Annotated in this window: 14 protein-coding genes; 13 read left to right on the forward strand and 1 reads right to left on the reverse strand. The window is 57.1% G+C overall.

Annotated elements, in window-relative coordinates; translation table 11 throughout:
- The first annotated feature begins 155 nt into the window (after positions 1-155).
- The 10 genes from prfC to yjjJ all read left to right on the forward strand — a co-directional run bounded on the left by prfC (position 156) and on the right by yjjJ (position 10,897).
- A complete protein-coding gene (prfC, locus tag ETA_RS04415; RefSeq protein WP_012440410.1) occupies positions 156-1,745 on the forward strand; it encodes a peptide chain release factor 3 in 1,590 nt (529 codons plus the stop codon).
- A 276-nt stretch (positions 1,746-2,021) separates the two neighbouring features.
- Positions 2,022-2,636: a molecular chaperone OsmY gene (gene osmY, locus ETA_RS04420; protein WP_012440411.1), complete on the forward strand. Its 615-nt coding sequence runs from the start codon at positions 2,022-2,024 to the stop codon at positions 2,634-2,636.
- A gap of 122 nt (positions 2,637-2,758) precedes the next feature.
- Positions 2,759-2,920 (forward strand): DUF1328 domain-containing protein, encoded by a 162-nt coding sequence (locus ETA_RS18775; RefSeq protein ID WP_004159835.1) that lies wholly within the window; start codon positions 2,759-2,761, stop codon positions 2,918-2,920.
- 110 nt (positions 2,921-3,030) lie between these two features.
- The gene (locus ETA_RS04425; RefSeq protein WP_012440412.1) at positions 3,031-4,050 is read left to right on the forward strand and encodes a patatin-like phospholipase family protein; all 1,020 of its coding nucleotides are present in this window, start codon (positions 3,031-3,033) and stop codon (positions 4,048-4,050) included.
- A 24-nt stretch (positions 4,051-4,074) separates the two neighbouring features.
- Positions 4,075-4,851 (forward strand): metal-dependent hydrolase, encoded by a 777-nt coding sequence (locus ETA_RS04430; protein WP_012440413.1) that lies wholly within the window; start codon positions 4,075-4,077, stop codon positions 4,849-4,851.
- 263 nt (positions 4,852-5,114) lie between these two features.
- The gene (gene deoC, locus ETA_RS04435) at positions 5,115-5,894 is read left to right on the forward strand and encodes a deoxyribose-phosphate aldolase (protein WP_012440414.1); all 780 of its coding nucleotides are present in this window, start codon (positions 5,115-5,117) and stop codon (positions 5,892-5,894) included.
- A gap of 122 nt (positions 5,895-6,016) precedes the next feature.
- The gene (gene deoA / locus ETA_RS04440; RefSeq protein ID WP_012440415.1) at positions 6,017-7,339 is read left to right on the forward strand and encodes a thymidine phosphorylase; all 1,323 of its coding nucleotides are present in this window, start codon (positions 6,017-6,019) and stop codon (positions 7,337-7,339) included.
- A gap of 63 nt (positions 7,340-7,402) precedes the next feature.
- Entirely contained in the window at positions 7,403-8,626 is a 1,224-nt protein-coding gene (gene deoB, locus ETA_RS04445; RefSeq protein ID WP_012440416.1) for a phosphopentomutase, read from the forward strand.
- Positions 8,627-8,698: 72 nt separating this feature from the next.
- The gene (gene deoD / locus ETA_RS04450; protein WP_012440417.1) at positions 8,699-9,418 is read left to right on the forward strand and encodes a purine-nucleoside phosphorylase; all 720 of its coding nucleotides are present in this window, start codon (positions 8,699-8,701) and stop codon (positions 9,416-9,418) included.
- Positions 9,419-9,565: 147 nt separating this feature from the next.
- Positions 9,566-10,897 carry a type II toxin-antitoxin system HipA family toxin YjjJ gene (gene yjjJ / locus ETA_RS04455; protein WP_012440418.1) on the forward strand — a complete coding sequence of 444 codons (1,332 nt, stop codon included), beginning with the start codon at positions 9,566-9,568 and terminating at the stop codon, positions 10,895-10,897.
- Between the two features lie 9 nt (positions 10,898-10,906).
- On the opposite strand, the gene ETA_RS04460 is transcribed toward yjjJ, so the two are convergent.
- Complete coding sequence (locus ETA_RS04460) at positions 10,907-11,605, reverse strand: YtjB family periplasmic protein (protein WP_012440419.1); 699 nt, start codon at positions 11,603-11,605, stop codon at positions 10,907-10,909.
- 161 nt (positions 11,606-11,766) lie between these two features.
- Here ETA_RS04460 and serB point away from each other — a divergent pair, with 161 nt between their 5' ends.
- The 3 genes from serB to nadR are packed head-to-tail and all read left to right on the forward strand — an operon-like array spanning position 11,767 to position 15,412.
- A complete protein-coding gene (serB, locus tag ETA_RS04465; protein ID WP_012440420.1) occupies positions 11,767-12,744 on the forward strand; it encodes a phosphoserine phosphatase in 978 nt (325 codons plus the stop codon).
- Between the two features lie 9 nt (positions 12,745-12,753).
- On the forward strand, positions 12,754-14,136 hold the full coding sequence (radA, locus tag ETA_RS04470) for a DNA repair protein RadA (protein ID WP_012440421.1): 1,383 nt from the start codon (positions 12,754-12,756) through the stop codon (positions 14,134-14,136).
- 49 nt (positions 14,137-14,185) lie between these two features.
- Positions 14,186-15,412, forward strand: coding sequence for a multifunctional transcriptional regulator/nicotinamide-nucleotide adenylyltransferase/ribosylnicotinamide kinase NadR (gene nadR / locus ETA_RS04475; RefSeq protein WP_012440422.1), 1,227 nt, complete (start codon positions 14,186-14,188; stop codon positions 15,410-15,412).
- Positions 15,413-15,683: the final 271 nt, after the last annotated feature.

Raw genomic sequence — 15,683 nt, forward strand, 5'->3', positions numbered from 1 at the left:
CGTACCGGCGCTTTTCCACGGATTAAGCGCCGTTCCGCATTGTGTCTGGCGCTGGGATCGGCGAAAATGCCGACCATTAATGTTCAATCGGCTGTGCCAGTCCGCTACGCGCGCTGCGTAACGGACTGGTGCAGCGCCAAACCAGAAGAATCTTCATGTCAAATGCACCTTTTATGCAAGAGGTGGCACGCCGCCGCACTTTTGCCATCATTTCCCATCCGGACGCCGGTAAGACTACCATCACCGAAAAGGTGCTGCTGTTCGGACAGGCGATCCAGACCGCCGGTACGGTAAAAGGCCGCGGCTCCAACCAGCATGCCAAATCTGACTGGATGGAAATGGAGAAGCAGCGTGGTATCTCCATTACCACCTCGGTAATGCAGTTCCCCTATCGCGGAAGCCTGGTGAACCTGCTGGATACCCCCGGACACGAAGACTTCTCTGAAGATACCTACCGTACCCTGACGGCGGTGGACTGCTGCCTGATGGTGATCGATGCTGCTAAAGGCGTTGAGGATCGTACCCGCAAGCTGATGGAAGTCACCCGCCTGCGCGATACGCCGATCCTGACCTTTATGAACAAGCTGGATCGCGATATCCGTGACCCGATGGAAGTGATGGATGAAGTGGAAAGCGAGCTGAAGATCGCCTGCGCGCCTATCACCTGGCCCGTTGGCTGCGGCAAGCTGTTTAAAGGCGTTTACCACCTGTATAAAGATGAGACCTACCTGTACCAGTCCGGTAAAGGCCACACTATTCAGGAAGTGCGCATTGTTAAAGGGCTGGGTAATCCGGAGCTGGATGCTGCCATCGGCGACGAGCTCGCCGCCCAGCTGCGCGACGAGCTGGAGCTGGTACAGGGGGCTTCGCACGAATTCGATCGTGACGCCTTCCTGAACGGTAAGTTAAGCCCGGTGTTCTTCGGCACGGCGTTGGGTAACTTCGGCGTTGACCATATGCTCGACGGGTTGGTGGAGTGGGCGCCGTCGCCGATGCCGCGTAACACCGATCTGCGTACCGTCACCGCTACCGATGAGAAATTCACCGGTTTCGTGTTCAAAATCCAGGCCAATATGGACCCGAAACACCGCGACCGCGTGGCGTTTATGCGCGTGGTGTCCGGCAAGTATGAAAAAGGCATGAAGCTGCGCCAGGTGCGCACCGGTAAAGATGTGGTGATAGCCGATGCGCTGACCTTTATGGCCGGGGACCGTTCACACGTTGAAGAGGCGTATCCCGGCGATATTATCGGCCTGCATAACCACGGGACTATCCAGATCGGCGATACTTTTACCCAGGGCGAGAATATGAAGTTCACCGGCATTCCGAACTTCGCGCCGGAGCTGTTCCGCCGTATCCGCCTGCGCGACCCGCTTAAGCAGAAACAGCTGCTGAAAGGGTTGGTTCAGCTGTCGGAGGAGGGCGCTGTACAGGTATTCCGCCCGGTGCACAACAACGATCTGATCGTTGGCGCGGTGGGGGTGCTACAGTTTGATGTGGTGGTGGCGCGCCTGAAAAGTGAGTACAACGTCGAAGCGATTTATGAAGCGATCAACGTCTCTACCGCGCGCTGGGTAGAGTGCGATGACGTGAAGAAATTTGACGAATTCCAGCGTAAAAATGAGATCAACCTGGCCTTAGACGGCGGGGATAACCTGACCTACATCGCCCCGACGATGGTGAACCTGAACATTACTCAGGAACGTTATCCTGACGTGGTGTTCCGCAAAACCCGCGAGCATTAATCTTCGCTTTTGCCGGCGGCGGCGGGCCTATCCTGGCCCGCCCGCTTACAGACTCCTCCTAAAGAATCTGCTTTTTGCTGTTTTATCCATCAATCCCACTGTTGTTTCCTGTGAAATCCTGATTACCAACTATATTCATTTGCACAGGACGCAAAATATGCGGCGCGGTTGCTGCAACGTTCACAGGCGATAGCATTATGCCGACATCTACAGTCACGTCGTTTGTGGCTGAAAAGCTCACCGTTGTGAGTTGTCTAAGACTAAAGGAACAAATCGATGATGAAGACTAACATTGCAAAAACTCTGATGGCAGTAATGGTAGGTTCTGTACTGGTAAGCGGTTCTGCGCTGGCAGACGAGTCGATGACCCATAAAGCGCAGTCAAGCGCTGACAGCGCCGGTGCCAAGTTCGACAGCTCAATGAAAAAAGTTGGCGGCTACATGGACGACAGCGGCGTTACCGCGAAGGTAAAAGCGGCGCTGGTTGATAATGAAGCGATCAAAAGCACCGATATCTCTGTTGAGACTCACAGCGGCGTGGTCACCCTCAACGGTTTCGTGACCACCCAGGACCAGGCGGAAAAAGCGGTAGCGGTCGCGAAGAAAGTTGAAGGCGTGAAGTCCGTTAGCGACAAGCTGCACGTGAAAGACAGCACCAAACAGACCGTTAGCGGTTATGCCGGCGATACCGCAACCACCAGCGAAATTAAGGCTAAACTGTTAGCTGACGATGTCGTAGCGTCACGTCACGTGAAGGTAGAAACCACTAACGGTGTGGTTCAGCTGAGCGGGTCGGTGAAAACTTCAGCGCAGTCTGAACGTGCCGAAGGCATTGCCAAAGCGATCAAAGGCGTTAAAAGCGTTAAAAACGATCTGAGCGTTAAGCCGTAATATGCTGGCGACTGCGTGACGCGTCGCCATCAGAATGACCCGCAAAGAAAAACGTTCGGCACGCCTGGCGCGTGCCGAATGATAAAAAACAGTCCGCATTCACTACTGGTAAGGAGAGGCTTATGTTTCGTTGGGGTATTATCTTTCTGGTTATCGCGCTGATTGCCGCGGCGTTAGGCTTCGGTGGTCTGGCGGGCACTGCGGCATGGGCAGCTAAAGTTGTCTTTGTTGTGGGTATCGTTATCTTCCTGATCAGCCTGTTTACCGGCCGCAAGAAACTCTAGTGATATTGCTCATCGCTCAAGCGCGTTGCTACGGATAGCAAGAAGCGCCCCACGGCGGTAAATGATTACGGGTATCCTCTTTACGCGCTGACACTAAGAGGATACCTGACTTGGGCATACATATCCCGATTACCCCCGGCAATATTGAGCCGCTCGCCATACGGCCTTTTGCACCCGGCAAACTCGCCCTGGTGTGTGAGGGAGGCGGACAGCGCGGTATTTTTACCGCAGGCGTGCTCGATGAGTTCCAGCGTGCTGACTTTAATCCCTTCCATTTAATGCTCGGCACTTCTGCCGGAGCGCAGAATCTTTCAGCCTTCGTTTGCGCCCAACCGGGCTATGCCCGTCGTGTGATCACGCGCTATACCACCAGCAAACTTTTCTTCGATCCTCTGCGTTTTGCGCGCGGCGGGCACCTGCTCGATCTTGACTGGCTGATGGATATCACGCGCCGGGAGCTGCCGCTGGCGATCGACGCGGCGCAGCAGCTGTTTGCGTCCGGGCGCGAGTTCTATATGTGTGCCTGCCGCAGTGATGATTACAGCCCGAACTATTTTGCGCCGACCGCCGAGAACTGGCATGACATCATCCGTGCTTCCAGCGCCATTCCCGGCCTGTACCGATTGGGTGTCGATCTTTCCGGCGTGGGCTATCTGGATGGCGGTATCAGCGATGCCATCCCGGTGCGCGAGGCGGCACGGCGTGGGGCTGAAACCATTGTGGTTATCCGCACCGTGCCATCGCAAATGACCTACACCCCGCAATGGCTGAAAAGAATGGAGCGCTGGATGAGCGATGGCGCCTTGCAGCCGCTGATTAACATCATGCGGCTGCATGAAGAGAGTTATCGTCAGACGCAGAATTTTATCAATCATCCGCCGGGTAACCTGCGCATCATCGAAATTTATCCGCCGCACCCACTGTCCAGCATGGCGCTGGGCAGCCGTGTGTCCTCCTTAAATAAGGACTATCATCTTGGCAGACGCTGCGGACGTTATTTCCTTGCCACGCTGGGACAGTGGCTGGGTAGCGACGACAGCCCTGCGCATCGGCATATTGTGATACCGCCCGTTCCCGTGGCGAATGAAGCCGACCGCCAGGGAGCAGGAATGGGCAAGTTTGCGGAATAAGACTCACTACGAGAGGGGGCCGGCATGACGCTGTGCTTTGTCGATACACACTGCCACTTTGACTTTCCGCCATTTGTGGGTGATGAAGAGGCAAGTCTAGCGCGGGCGGCTCACGCCGGGGTTGAAAAGATCATTGCCGTTGGCGTATCTGCACCGCGCTTTGCCGGAGTGATGGCGCAGGCTGAACGGCACCCTGCGGTATATGCCGCGCTCGGACTGCATCCGATGGCGGTGGCAGAGCATAATGAGCAGAGCCTGGCCGCGCTGGAGCAGCAGCTGCGGCGACGGCATCCGAAACTGGTGGCTATCGGCGAAATCGGCCTCGACCTGTATATCGACAACCCGCAGTTTGCAAGGCAGCAGGCGCTGCTTGAAGCGCAGCTGCGCCTGGCGCGCGATTACGCGCTTCCGGTGATCCTGCATTCGCGCCGTACTCATGACAAGCTGGCGCAGCAGCTGCGTCGCATCGATCTGCCCAGGCGTGGCGTGGTGCACGGTTTCGCCGGAAGTGAACAGCAGGCGCTGGCGTTTATTCGTGCCGGTTATGCGATCGGCGTAGGGGGCACCATCAGCTATGAGCGCGCCAGCAAAACGCGTCAAGCCATTGCACGGCTACCGCTCACCTCGCTGCTGCTGGAAACTGACGCCCCCGATATGCCGTTACAGGGTTTTCAGGGCCAGCCTAACCGCCCAGAGCGGGTCAAAGATGTCTGGCACGCGCTGTGCGCCCTGCGTGACGAATCCCCGCAGCATATAGCCGAAACGCTACGCGAAAATACCCGCGCCCTGTTTGATGTGTGAGTGCAGCCCGGCGCTGGCAGGCTGACTTTATGTGACAATTATAACATTGTGTTATTCCGGCGATCTGCCGGACTTCACCGCCATATAGCCATCTGATTGTGATCTCTCTACTGCTTCATGTAATAATGTTGCAAGTGCAATATTATTTTCGTGAACACCGCCATAAAATAACACTTCACTGGCTGTTATAATTTTCACATTGTAGGTGCAGTCATCCCCTGGCCGGTTAACGCCTACCCGACTATTTTTATCTGGAGATAAGCATGTCTGAAGTCAAAGATCGGGCGCTGCGCGCGCTGCAACTGATGGATCTCACTACCCTTAATGACGACGATACCGATGCGAAAGTGATCGCTCTTTGTCATCAGGCCAAATCCCCGGCGGGCAACACCGCCGCTATCTGCATCTACCCACGTTTTATCCCTCTGGCGCGCAAGACGCTGCGCGAGCAGGGAACGCCGGAAATCCGTATTGCTACCGTGACCAACTTCCCACACGGCAATGATGATAGCGAGATTGCGCTGGCGGAAACCCGCGCAGCGATTGCCTATGGGGCGGATGAAGTGGACGTGGTATTCCCGTATCGTGCGCTGATGGCCGGTAACGAAGCGATCGGCTTTGAGCTGGTAAAAGCCTGTAAGCAGGCCTGTCGGGAAGCGAACGTGCTGCTAAAAGTGATTATTGAAAGCGGCGAGCTGAAAGAGGCGTCTCTGATCCGTAAAGCGTCCGAAATCGCGATCGATGCCGGTGCTGATTTCATCAAAACCTCCACCGGAAAAGTCGCGGTCAACGCCACGCCAGAGGTTGCAGAGATCATGCTGCGTACCATCGCCGCGAAAGGCGTCCAGAAACAGGTCGGCTTCAAGCCTGCCGGCGGTGTGCGTAGTGCGGACGATGCGGCGCTCTATCTGAAGCTGGCCGATAATATTCTTGGCCCCGACTGGGCGGACGCGCGTCATTTCCGTTTCGGCGCCTCCAGCCTGCTTGCCAGCCTGTTAAACGCTGCCGGGTTTAACGGTGCAACCAGCGACAGCAACTACTAACCTTTACGCATCCACCGGGTGTCTGATTCACCACCTCGCGCGGTGTTTGCGCCTCCAGACCGGCGACAGCCATCACGCCGCCGTGGAACAGCATCATTGATGGTATTGACCTGGGAGTTATCGTGTTCCTGCCACAAGAAATTATTCGCAAAAAACGTGACGGCCATGCGCTGAGTGATGAGGAGATCCGCTCCTTTATCAACGGCGTGCGTGACAACTCGGTTTCCGAGGGGCAGATTGCCGCGCTGGCGATGGCCATCTGGTTTCGTGATATAACTCTGCCGGAGCGCGTGGCGCTGACCATGGCGATGCGTGATTCCGGTTCGGTACTCTGCTGGAAGGGGCTTGACCTTAATGGCCCGGTGGTGGACAAACACTCAACCGGCGGCGTTGGCGATGTCACATCGCTGATGCTTGGCCCGATGGTGGCCGCCTGTGGCGGCTATGTGCCGATGATCTCCGGTCGTGGGCTGGGTCATACCGGCGGCACGTTGGATAAACTGGAAGCCATTCCCGGCTTTGATATTTTCCCTTCGGACGACCGTTTTCGCGAGATTATCAAACAGGTTGGGATAGCGATCGTCGGGCAAACCCGGTCGCTGGCCCCGGCAGATAAGCGCTTTTATGCCACGCGTGATATCACCGCCACGGTGGATTCCATTCCGCTGATCGCCGCCTCGATCCTCGGCAAAAAGCTGGCCGAAGGGCTGGATGCGCTGGTGATGGATGTGAAGGTAGGTTCCGGGGCGCTGATGCCCACTCTTGAACAATCTGAAGCGCTGGCGCAGGCGATTTTTGGCGTAGCAAACGGAGCCGGCTGTAAAACTACCGTGCTGTTGACCGATATGAATCAGCCGCTGGCTTCCAGCGCGGGTAATGCGCTGGAAGTGCGTGAGGCGGTGCAGTTCCTGACCGGCGAATACCGCAATCCGCGCCTGCTGGAAGTGACGATGGCGCTATGCCGCGAAATGTTGCTCTCCGGCGGGCTGGCGCAGTCCGACGCTGAAGCGCAGGCGAAGCTGCAAGCCGTTCTGGATAACGGTGCCGCCGCCGAAGCGTTTGCCCGTATGGTGGCGGCGCAGCAGGGCCCGGCGGACTTTATCGAGCGTATCGACAGCTATCTGCCCGCCCCCATGCTAAGTAAAGCGGTCTATGCCACAACCAGCGGTATCGTCAGCACGATGGATACTCGTGCGCTGGGGATGGCGGTCGTGGCGCTGGGTGGGGGGCGCCGCCGCGCCAGTGACAGCATCGACTACAGCGTGGGGTTGAGCCATCTGGTGCAGCCGGGCGATAAGGTTGACGGCGAACGACCGCTGGCGGTGATCCACGCCGCCAGTGAAGCCAGCTGGCAGCAGGCCGCCCAGGCCGTGCAGCATGCCGTGATGGTGGGACAGCAGCAGCCAGCGTCAACGGCAGTTATTTATCGCAGAATTTCACAATAAGCGGTATTCTATTCCGATCGAAAATTTTTAACGCTCATCGCGCGGATAGCGCAGGAGATCAGGATGAAACGTGCATTTATCATGGTGCTGGATTCCTTCGGGATCGGCTCCAGCAAAGACGCTGAAAAGTTCGGCGATAAAGGCTCGGATACCCTCGGGCATATCGCCGAGGCATGCTTCAGGGGCGAAGCAGACAAGGGGCGTAAAGGCCCGCTCCACCTTCCCAATCTGACCGCATTAGGCTTAGGCAAAGCGGCAGAGGCCTCAAGCGGGAAATTTCCGCCAGGCCTGGATAAAAACGCCGAAATCATCGGCGCTTACGCCTATGCCAGCGAACTTTCCTCCGGCAAAGACACGCCGTCAGGCCACTGGGAAATTGCCGGCGTGCCGGTGCTGTTTGACTGGGGCTACTTTAGCGATACCGAGAACAGTTTCCCGCAGGAGCTGCTCGATTTGCTGGTGGAAAAAGCCAATCTGCCCGGCTATCTCGGTAACTGCCACTCGTCGGGAACGGTGATCCTCGACCAGCTTGGCGCAGAGCATATGAAGAGCGGAAAACCGATTTTCTATACCTCGGCCGACTCGGTGTTCCAGATTGCCTGTCATGAAGAGACTTTTGGTCTTGAACGCCTTTACGCGCTGTGTGAAATAGCCCGCGAGGCGCTGACCGAAGGCGGTTACAACATTGGCCGCGTGATTGCCCGTCCGTTTGTTGGCGATAAGCCGGGCCACTTTGAGCGCACCGGCAACCGCCACGATCTGGCGGTAGAACCTCCGGCACCGACCGTGTTGAAAAAGCTGGTCGATGAGCAGGGCGGAGAAGTGATCTCCGTCGGTAAAATCGCCGATATCTACGCCCATGTTGGCATCACTAAAAAGGTGAAGGCCACCGGCCTGGACGCGCTGTTTGACGCTACGGTGGGCGAAATGAAAAGCGCGCCGGATAACAGCATCGTGTTCACCAACTTCGTCGATTTTGATTCGGCGTGGGGGCATCGCCGGGATATCCCTGGCTATGCGGCAGGGCTGGAGCTGTTCGATCGCCGCCTGCCGGAGCTGATGGCGCTGGTGAAAGAGGGGGATATTCTGATCCTGACCGCCGATCATGGCTGCGACCCAAGCTGGCCCGGAACCGAGCACACGCGTGAGCATATCCCGGTGCTTATCTTCGGGCCGGGCGTCAGGCCGGGTGACTATGGCTATCGTGATACATTTGCCGATATTGGCCAGACGCTTGCCCACTATTTTGGCCTGTCGCCGATGGCTTACGGCAAACCATTCTTCTAAAAGTTAAAGCGCGCTTTAACGCTATTCGTAACCGGCCAGGCAGTCCCTGGCCTGACAATATAAGGATTAAATATGGCTACGCCTCATATTAACGCTGAGATGGGTGATTTCGCTGACGTGGTGCTGATGCCCGGCGATCCGCTGCGTGCTAAACATATTGCTGACACCTTCCTGCAGGACGCGGTAGAAGTGAACAACGTGCGCGGCATGCTGGGTTATACCGGTACCTATAAAGGCCGCAAAATCTCGGTTATGGGACACGGTATGGGCATACCTTCCTGCTCAATCTATGCCAAAGAACTGATCACTGAATTCGGCGTGAAGAAGATCATTCGCGTTGGCTCATGTGGCGCGGTGCGCACCGACGTGAAGCTGCGTGATGTGGTGATTGGTATGGGTGCCTGCACCGATTCCAAAGTGAACCGTATGCGTTTTAAAGACCACGATTTCGCAGCGATTGCTGATTTCGACATGGTACGCAACGCGGTAGATGCGGCGCAGGCGCTGGGCGTCAAAGCCCGCGTGGGCAACATCTTCTCTGCCGACCTCTTCTACACGCCGGACCCGCAGATGTTTGACGTGATGGAGAAATACGGTGTTCTCGGCGTAGAGATGGAAGCCGCCGGTATTTACGGCGTAGCGGCAGAGTTTGGCGCCAAAGCGCTGGCGATTTGCACCGTGTCCGACCATATCCGTACCCACGAGCAGACCACTGCCGCCGAGCGTCAGACCACCTTCAGCGAGATGATTGAGATCGCGCTGGAGTCGGTTCTGCTGGGCGACAAAGCGTAATTTTCTTCCTGTCGAGGCTGGTATCTGCCAGCCTTTTTTATTGAGTATCTATTCATTTTTTATCTTTCATCATCACTATTTCTCTTTTATCACAAGTGATTAAGTGATAATTATCTATTCACGTATCTATTCATAAATCTATTCATCATGAGCGAACTGACAACACTGTTGTTACAGGGGCCGCTGGATGCCGCCAGCCTTCAGGCACGGCTCGGCATCAGCCAGGCCACGCTGTCCCGCCTGATTAAGGCCCAGCCGCAGGTGCTGAAATACGGCCGCGCCCGCGCCACGCGCTATGCCCTGCTGCGACCGCTGCGCGAGGTCAGTCAGTTTCCATTGTGGCAGATAGATAGCGTCGGACAGGCTCATGCCGCCGGGCAGCTTTATCGCGTCTGGCCAGCGGGAAGCTGTGTGGTGCAGGATGCGAACGCCAGCTGGCGCTACTATCCCGGATTACCCTGGTATTTAAGCGATATGCGCCCGCAGGGCTTTCTCGGACGGCTATGGGGGCGCGACTGCGCACGGCTGCTGGGGCTGCCGGAAGATATTCGCCAGTGGAACGACGACCATTGTCTGCTGGCACTGAGCAGCCGCGGGGCCGATGTCACCGGCAGCTGGCTGATTGGTCAGCACAGCTATCAGCAGTGGCTGCAACGGTCGGATCCAGCGGCGGTGTTGCTGGCTGATAAGGCCACCTGTTATCCACGGCTGGCTGGTCAGGTTCTGGCAGGTGAGCAGCCCGGTTCATCGGCGGGGGGCGAACAGCCTAAATTTGCCAGCCTGGCGGAGCTGCCCGACGGCAGTCTGGCCCCTGTGTTAGTCAAATTTACCCCGGCACGCACCAACGAAAACAGCCAGCGCTGGTGCGATTTGCTTCGTGCCGAGGCGTTGGCGCTGCGGCTGATGCAGCAACACGGGCTGGCCGCAGCACGGGCGACGGTGATAGCGGCTGATAGCGGTCAGCTGTTCCTTGAAGTGGTGCGCTTTGACCGCGAGGGTGAAAACGGACGGCGCAGCATGGTCTCGCTGGAGGCGGTGCAGGCAGAATTTATCGGTCACCCGAATCACTGGCCAGCGGCGTTACGGCAGCTGGTACAGCAGAAACGTCTGAGCGAGCATGATGCGCAGCGCGGCATTTTACAGTGGGCGTTTGGTCGCCTGATTGCCAACGGCGATATGCACGCCGGTAATCTGTCGTTTTTTCTGAACGACGGCGGCTTAGGGTTAACGCCAGCATACGACATGCTGCCGATGAGCTTCGCGCCGAACAGCGCCGGTTATATGCGTGACGGCGCCGTGGCGCTGCGGCTTGATGACGGCGTGAGCCAGCAGCAGTGGCAAACCGCGCTGGAAATGGCCGGGGAGTTCTGGCAGTCAATCAGCGCAGAGGGTGCTTTCAGTGCGGGCTTCCGCCAGCTGGCCGCGGAGATGCAGCAGCAGCTGTCAGGGCTGGCCGCGCGCATCGCGCGCATGGCCTGAAAAGCGCCGCTAGTCGGTCTTTTTTTCCGTGGTCGCCGATGCGGCGTCACTGCTCTCTCGATCGTCTTCCTGATTGTCTTCATCATCATCTTCTTTCACCGGGTTATTGGCGGTGAGCAGGAAGGGTGACTGCTGCCAGCGCGTGCGGCGGTCGCGCAGCAGCGTGCGGGTGAGAATAATGCCGATAGCCAGCGCCAGCAGCATCATCAGGCGCAGGATATTAGTGGTGTTATCCACCTGCTTAACCTCGGTGACCAACACGTGGGTGTCCAGCGTGACGCGCAGGAAACCGCTGGGGCCGTCTTTGCTCTCCAGCGGTTGGACAATCTGATGATTGAAATAGCTGCCGGCGCGCTGCCCGTCGAGCGCCAGGCGATCGCGCACGTTAATGTTTTCACCGCTGTGCGCCACCAGGTTACCCGATCCATCATACAAAGAAATATCAAGGATACGGCTTGCGTTCGTCAGCTGGTTCAGCGTGTCGGCGATCCTTTGCTGGTTGTCGTCCGGGTTATCCATCAGCGGCGTCAGACTCCAGGCCACCTGGCGGGTCAGCGTATGCGCCAGCTCCTCAACCTGTTCGGAACGTGCCGCCTGGTGGCTGAGACTGAACCACGATGCGCCCTGCATAAGTATAACCAGTAGCGCAAGGCAGATCAGCACGATCGCCGTACGGTGCAGGCGAAATTTGATTTTGGCTTTTGCCATGTCGACCCTTAACATTGCCAGATGAATACCTGCCGCCTGGGGTAGCGCGGGGATAGCTTTATGTTGCCAGAAGGCGGGCTTACAGGGTAGCCTCTTGCCAGGTTTTAATGCTCTCCCTGTTTTGCGCATAACGGGGGGTAAAAGTCCTTACAGGAGCTGTAATGCCAAATAGTCTGACCTGGTGCGACCTGCCTGCTGAAGTCTCTCTCTGGCCGGGGTTACCTCTTTCTTTAAGCGGCGATGAGGTCATGCCGCTTGATTACCGTGCGGGCCGCAGCGGCTGGCTGCTGTACGGGCGTCAACTCGACAAAGCCTGCCTTACCGCCTATCAGCATCAGCTGGGCGCGGCGATGGTGATTGTTAGCGCCTGGGTGGTGGAAGACTATCAGGTGGTGCGCCTTGCCGGTTCACTCACGCCGCTGGCGACCCGTCTGGCGCATGATGCCGGCCTGGACGTTGCGCCGCTTGGCCGTATTCCGCACCTGAAAACGCCGGGTTTGCTGGTGATGGATATGGACTCGACGGCGATTGAAATCGAATGTATCGACGAGATAGCCAAACTGGCGGGCAGTGGCGAGCAGGTTGCCGAGGTGACCGAGCGCGCAATGCGCGGCGAGCTGGACTTTGCCGCCAGTCTGCGCCAGCGCGTGGCAACGCTGAAAGATGCGGATGCAAATATCCTGAAGACCGTACGCGATGAGCTGCCGCTGATGCCGGGGCTGACTTCCCTGGTGCAAAAGCTTCAGGCGCTGGGCTGGCACGTGGCGATTGCCTCCGGTGGTTTCACCTGGTTTGCCGAATATCTGCGTGATACGCTGCATCTGTCGGCGGCGGTGGCCAATGAGCTGGAAATCCGCGACGGTAAACTGACCGGCGAAGTGCTGGGCGATATTGTCGATGCACAATATAAAGCGGATACCCTGCGAAAGCTGGCGACGCGTTTTGCTATTTCGCCGCAGCAGACGGTTGCCGTTGGCGATGGTGCCAACGATCTGCCGATGATTAAAGCCTCGGCGCTCGGCATTGCTTACCATGCCAAGCCGAAGGTTAACCAGCAGAGCGAATTCATTATCCGTCATGCGGACCTGATGGGGGTGTTCTGCATCCTCAGCGGTAGTCTGATCCACGAAGAGCGTTAAGGGGAAGATTTGGCCAAAGCGGTAAAGCGTGCCTTTGTTTGTAATGAATGCGGCGCAGATTATCCACGCTGGCAGGGGCAATGCAGTGCCTGCCATGCCTGGAATACTATCACCGAAGTGCGCCTGGCGGCATCGCCCACCGTGGCACGTAATGAACGCCTGACGGGGTATGCCGGCAGCGCCGGGCCCAGCCGCGTGCAGAAACTGTCGGAAATCAGCCTTGATGAACTGCCGCGTTTCTCGACCGGTTTTAAAGAGTTTGACCGGGTGCTGGGCGGCGGCGTGGTGCCGGGCAGTGCCATCCTGATCGGCGGTAATCCCGGTGCCGGGAAAAGTACCCTGTTGCTGCAAACCCTGTGCAAACTGGCCGAAGGGATGAAAACCCTGTACGTCACCGGGGAGGAGTCGCTGCAACAGGTGGCGATGCGCGCCCATCGGCTGGGATTACCCACCGCCAACCTGAACATGCTGTCGGAAACCAGCATAGAGCAGATCTGCCTGATCGCCGAGCAGGAGCAGCCGAAGCTGATGGTGATCGACTCGATCCAGGTGATGCACATGGCGGATATCCAGTCCTCCCCCGGCAGCGTTGCCCAGGTGCGTGAAACCGCCGCTTACCTGACGCGCTTTGCCAAAACCAAAGGGGTGGCTATTGTGATGGTCGGCCACGTCACCAAAGATGGCTCGCTGGCAGGACCTAAAGTCCTGGAGCACTGTATTGACTGTTCGGTACTGCTGGATGGCGATGCCGACTCGCGCTTTCGTACCCTGCGCAGCCATAAAAACCGTTTTGGTGCGGTCAATGAGCTGGGCGTATTTGCGATGACCGAGCAGGGGCTGCGCGAAGTCAGTAATCCATCGGCCATCTTCTTAAGCCGGGGGGATGAAATTACCTCCGGTAGCTCGGTGATGGTGCTGTGGGAAGGAACGCGTCCGCTGCTGGTCGAAATCCAGGCGCTGGTAGATCACTCCATGATGGGTAATCCCAGGCGTGTCGCCGTAGGCCTGGAGCAGAACCGTCTGGCGATCCTGCTGGCGGTACTGCACCGCCACGGCGGCCTGCAAATGGCCGACCAGGACGTGTTCGTCAACGTGGTCGGCGGGGTCAAAGTGACGGAAACCAGCGCCGATCTGGCGCTGATGCTGTCGATGGTCTCCAGCCTGCGCGATCGCCCACTGCCACAGGATCTGGTGGTATTTGGTGAAGTGGGGCTGGCGGGAGAAATACGTCCGGTACCCAGCGGGCAGGAGCGTATTTCCGAAGCGGCTAAACATGGATTTCGCCGTGCTATCGTGCCTGCTGCAAACGTGCCGAAGAAGCCGCCGGAAAATATGAAAGTGTTCGGTGTGAAGAAGCTGGCCGATGCGCTGGCCATCCTTGACGACCTATAAATGACATGACGCGGGCCGGTATGGCTCGCCGATCCTGCAGGAGGCATACGTGTCGTCTTTTGATTATCTGAAAAGCGCAATCCGGCAACAGGGCTGTACGCTGCAAAAGGTGGCTGATGCCAGCGGCATGACGAAGGGCTATCTTAGCCAGCTGCTGAATGCCAAAATTAAAAGCCCCAGCGCGCAGAAGCTGGAAGCGCTGCACCGTTTCCTCGGACTGGAGTTTCCGCGCCGCGAAAAGACCATTGGCGTGGTGTTTGGTAAGTTCTACCCGCTGCATACCGGGCATATTTATCTTATCCAGCGCGCCTGTAGCCAGGTCGATGAGCTGCATATCATTATGGGTTACGACGAACCGCGTGACCGTCAGCTGTTTGAAGAGAGCGCCATGTCGCAGCAGCCAACGGTCAGTGACCGTCTGCGCTGGCTGCTGCAAACCTTCAAATATCAGAAAAATATCCGTATCCACTCCTTTAATGAAGAAGGTATGGAGCCGTATCCGCACGGCTGGGATGTCTGGAGCCCGGGTATCCAGGAGTTTATGGCGGATCGGGGCATTATCCCGGATCTGATCTACACCAGTGAAGAAGCCGATGCGCCGCAGTTCCGCGCTCATCTTGGCGTGGAAGCGGTGCTTATCGATCCAACGCGTTCATTTATGAATATCAGCGGCGGTCAGATCCGTCAGGATCCGTTTCGCTACTGGGAATATATTCCCACCGAAGTGAAGCCGTTCTTTGTGCGCACCGTGGCGATCCTCGGCGGTGAGTCGAGCGGCAAGTCTACGCTGGTTAATAAGCTGGCTAATATCTTCAATACCACCAGCGCCTGGGAATTTGGCCGAGATTACGTGTTCTCACATCTCGGTGGTGATGAAATGGCGTTGCAGTACTCCGACTATGACAAAATTGCTCTCGGCCAGGCGCAGTACATCGATTTCGCGGTGAAATATGCGAACAAAGTCGCCTTTGTTGACACCGATTTTGTCACCACCCAGGCGTTTTGCAAAAAGTATGAAGGGCGTGAACACCCGTTTGTGCAGGCGCTGATCGATGAGTATCGTTTCGACCTGGTGATCCTGGTAGAGAATAACGTGCCCTGGGTGGCGGATGGACTACGCAGCCTGGGCAGCTCGGTGGACCGCAGAGAGTTCCAGGCGCTGCTGGTGTCCATGCTGGAAGAGAACGGCATCAGCTATATACATGTGGATCAGGATAACTACGATGAACGTTTTCTACGCTGCGTGGACCTGGTAAAAGAGATGCTCGGCGCTTAATTTCCCCCCGCGTCATGCCGTCTAAGATCGTAACGCCTGATAAGCCAGGCGTTACGTGGCACTGCTGTCACTGTTACCTTTCTGTTCAATCAATCGGTATAAAAAGTTTGTGGGGCGGTAAATGGCCGTTCGAGGCTATTTTTTACGCTTGTGAGCGCGCTCACAGTTAGGCTCTGGCCCGAATTATTCATCCATTTTTTCTCTCGTTTACGCAGCGAAACCTCATTCTATCTCATTGAAAATGATGATCTTAATCACAGCTATGCTGCTT

Source organism: Erwinia tasmaniensis Et1/99 (assembly GCF_000026185.1).
Taxonomy (GTDB): Bacteria; Pseudomonadota; Gammaproteobacteria; order Enterobacterales; family Enterobacteriaceae; genus Erwinia; species Erwinia tasmaniensis.

Bases quoted from the DNA above. Each gene is read 5' to 3' on its own strand.
- deoB (WP_012440416.1), top strand. From the start codon at position 7,403: ATGAAACGTGCATTTATCATGGTGCTGGATTCCTTCGGGATCGGCTCC.
- prfC (WP_012440410.1), top strand. From the start codon at position 156: ATGTCAAATGCACCTTTTATGCAAGAGGTGGCACGCCGCCGCACTTTT.
- deoD (WP_012440417.1), top strand. From the start codon at position 8,699: ATGGCTACGCCTCATATTAACGCTGAGATGGGTGATTTCGCTGACGTG.
- serB (WP_012440420.1), top strand. From the start codon at position 11,767: ATGCCAAATAGTCTGACCTGGTGCGACCTGCCTGCTGAAGTCTCTCTC.
- yjjJ (WP_012440418.1), top strand. From the start codon at position 9,566: ATGAGCGAACTGACAACACTGTTGTTACAGGGGCCGCTGGATGCCGCC.
- deoC (WP_012440414.1), top strand. From the start codon at position 5,115: ATGTCTGAAGTCAAAGATCGGGCGCTGCGCGCGCTGCAACTGATGGAT.
- ETA_RS04460 (WP_012440419.1), bottom strand. From the start codon at position 11,605: ATGGCAAAAGCCAAAATCAAATTTCGCCTGCACCGTACGGCGATCGTG.
- osmY (WP_012440411.1), top strand. From the start codon at position 2,022: ATGATGAAGACTAACATTGCAAAAACTCTGATGGCAGTAATGGTAGGT.
- ETA_RS18775 (WP_004159835.1), top strand. From the start codon at position 2,759: ATGTTTCGTTGGGGTATTATCTTTCTGGTTATCGCGCTGATTGCCGCG.
- ETA_RS04430 (WP_012440413.1), top strand. From the start codon at position 4,075: ATGACGCTGTGCTTTGTCGATACACACTGCCACTTTGACTTTCCGCCA.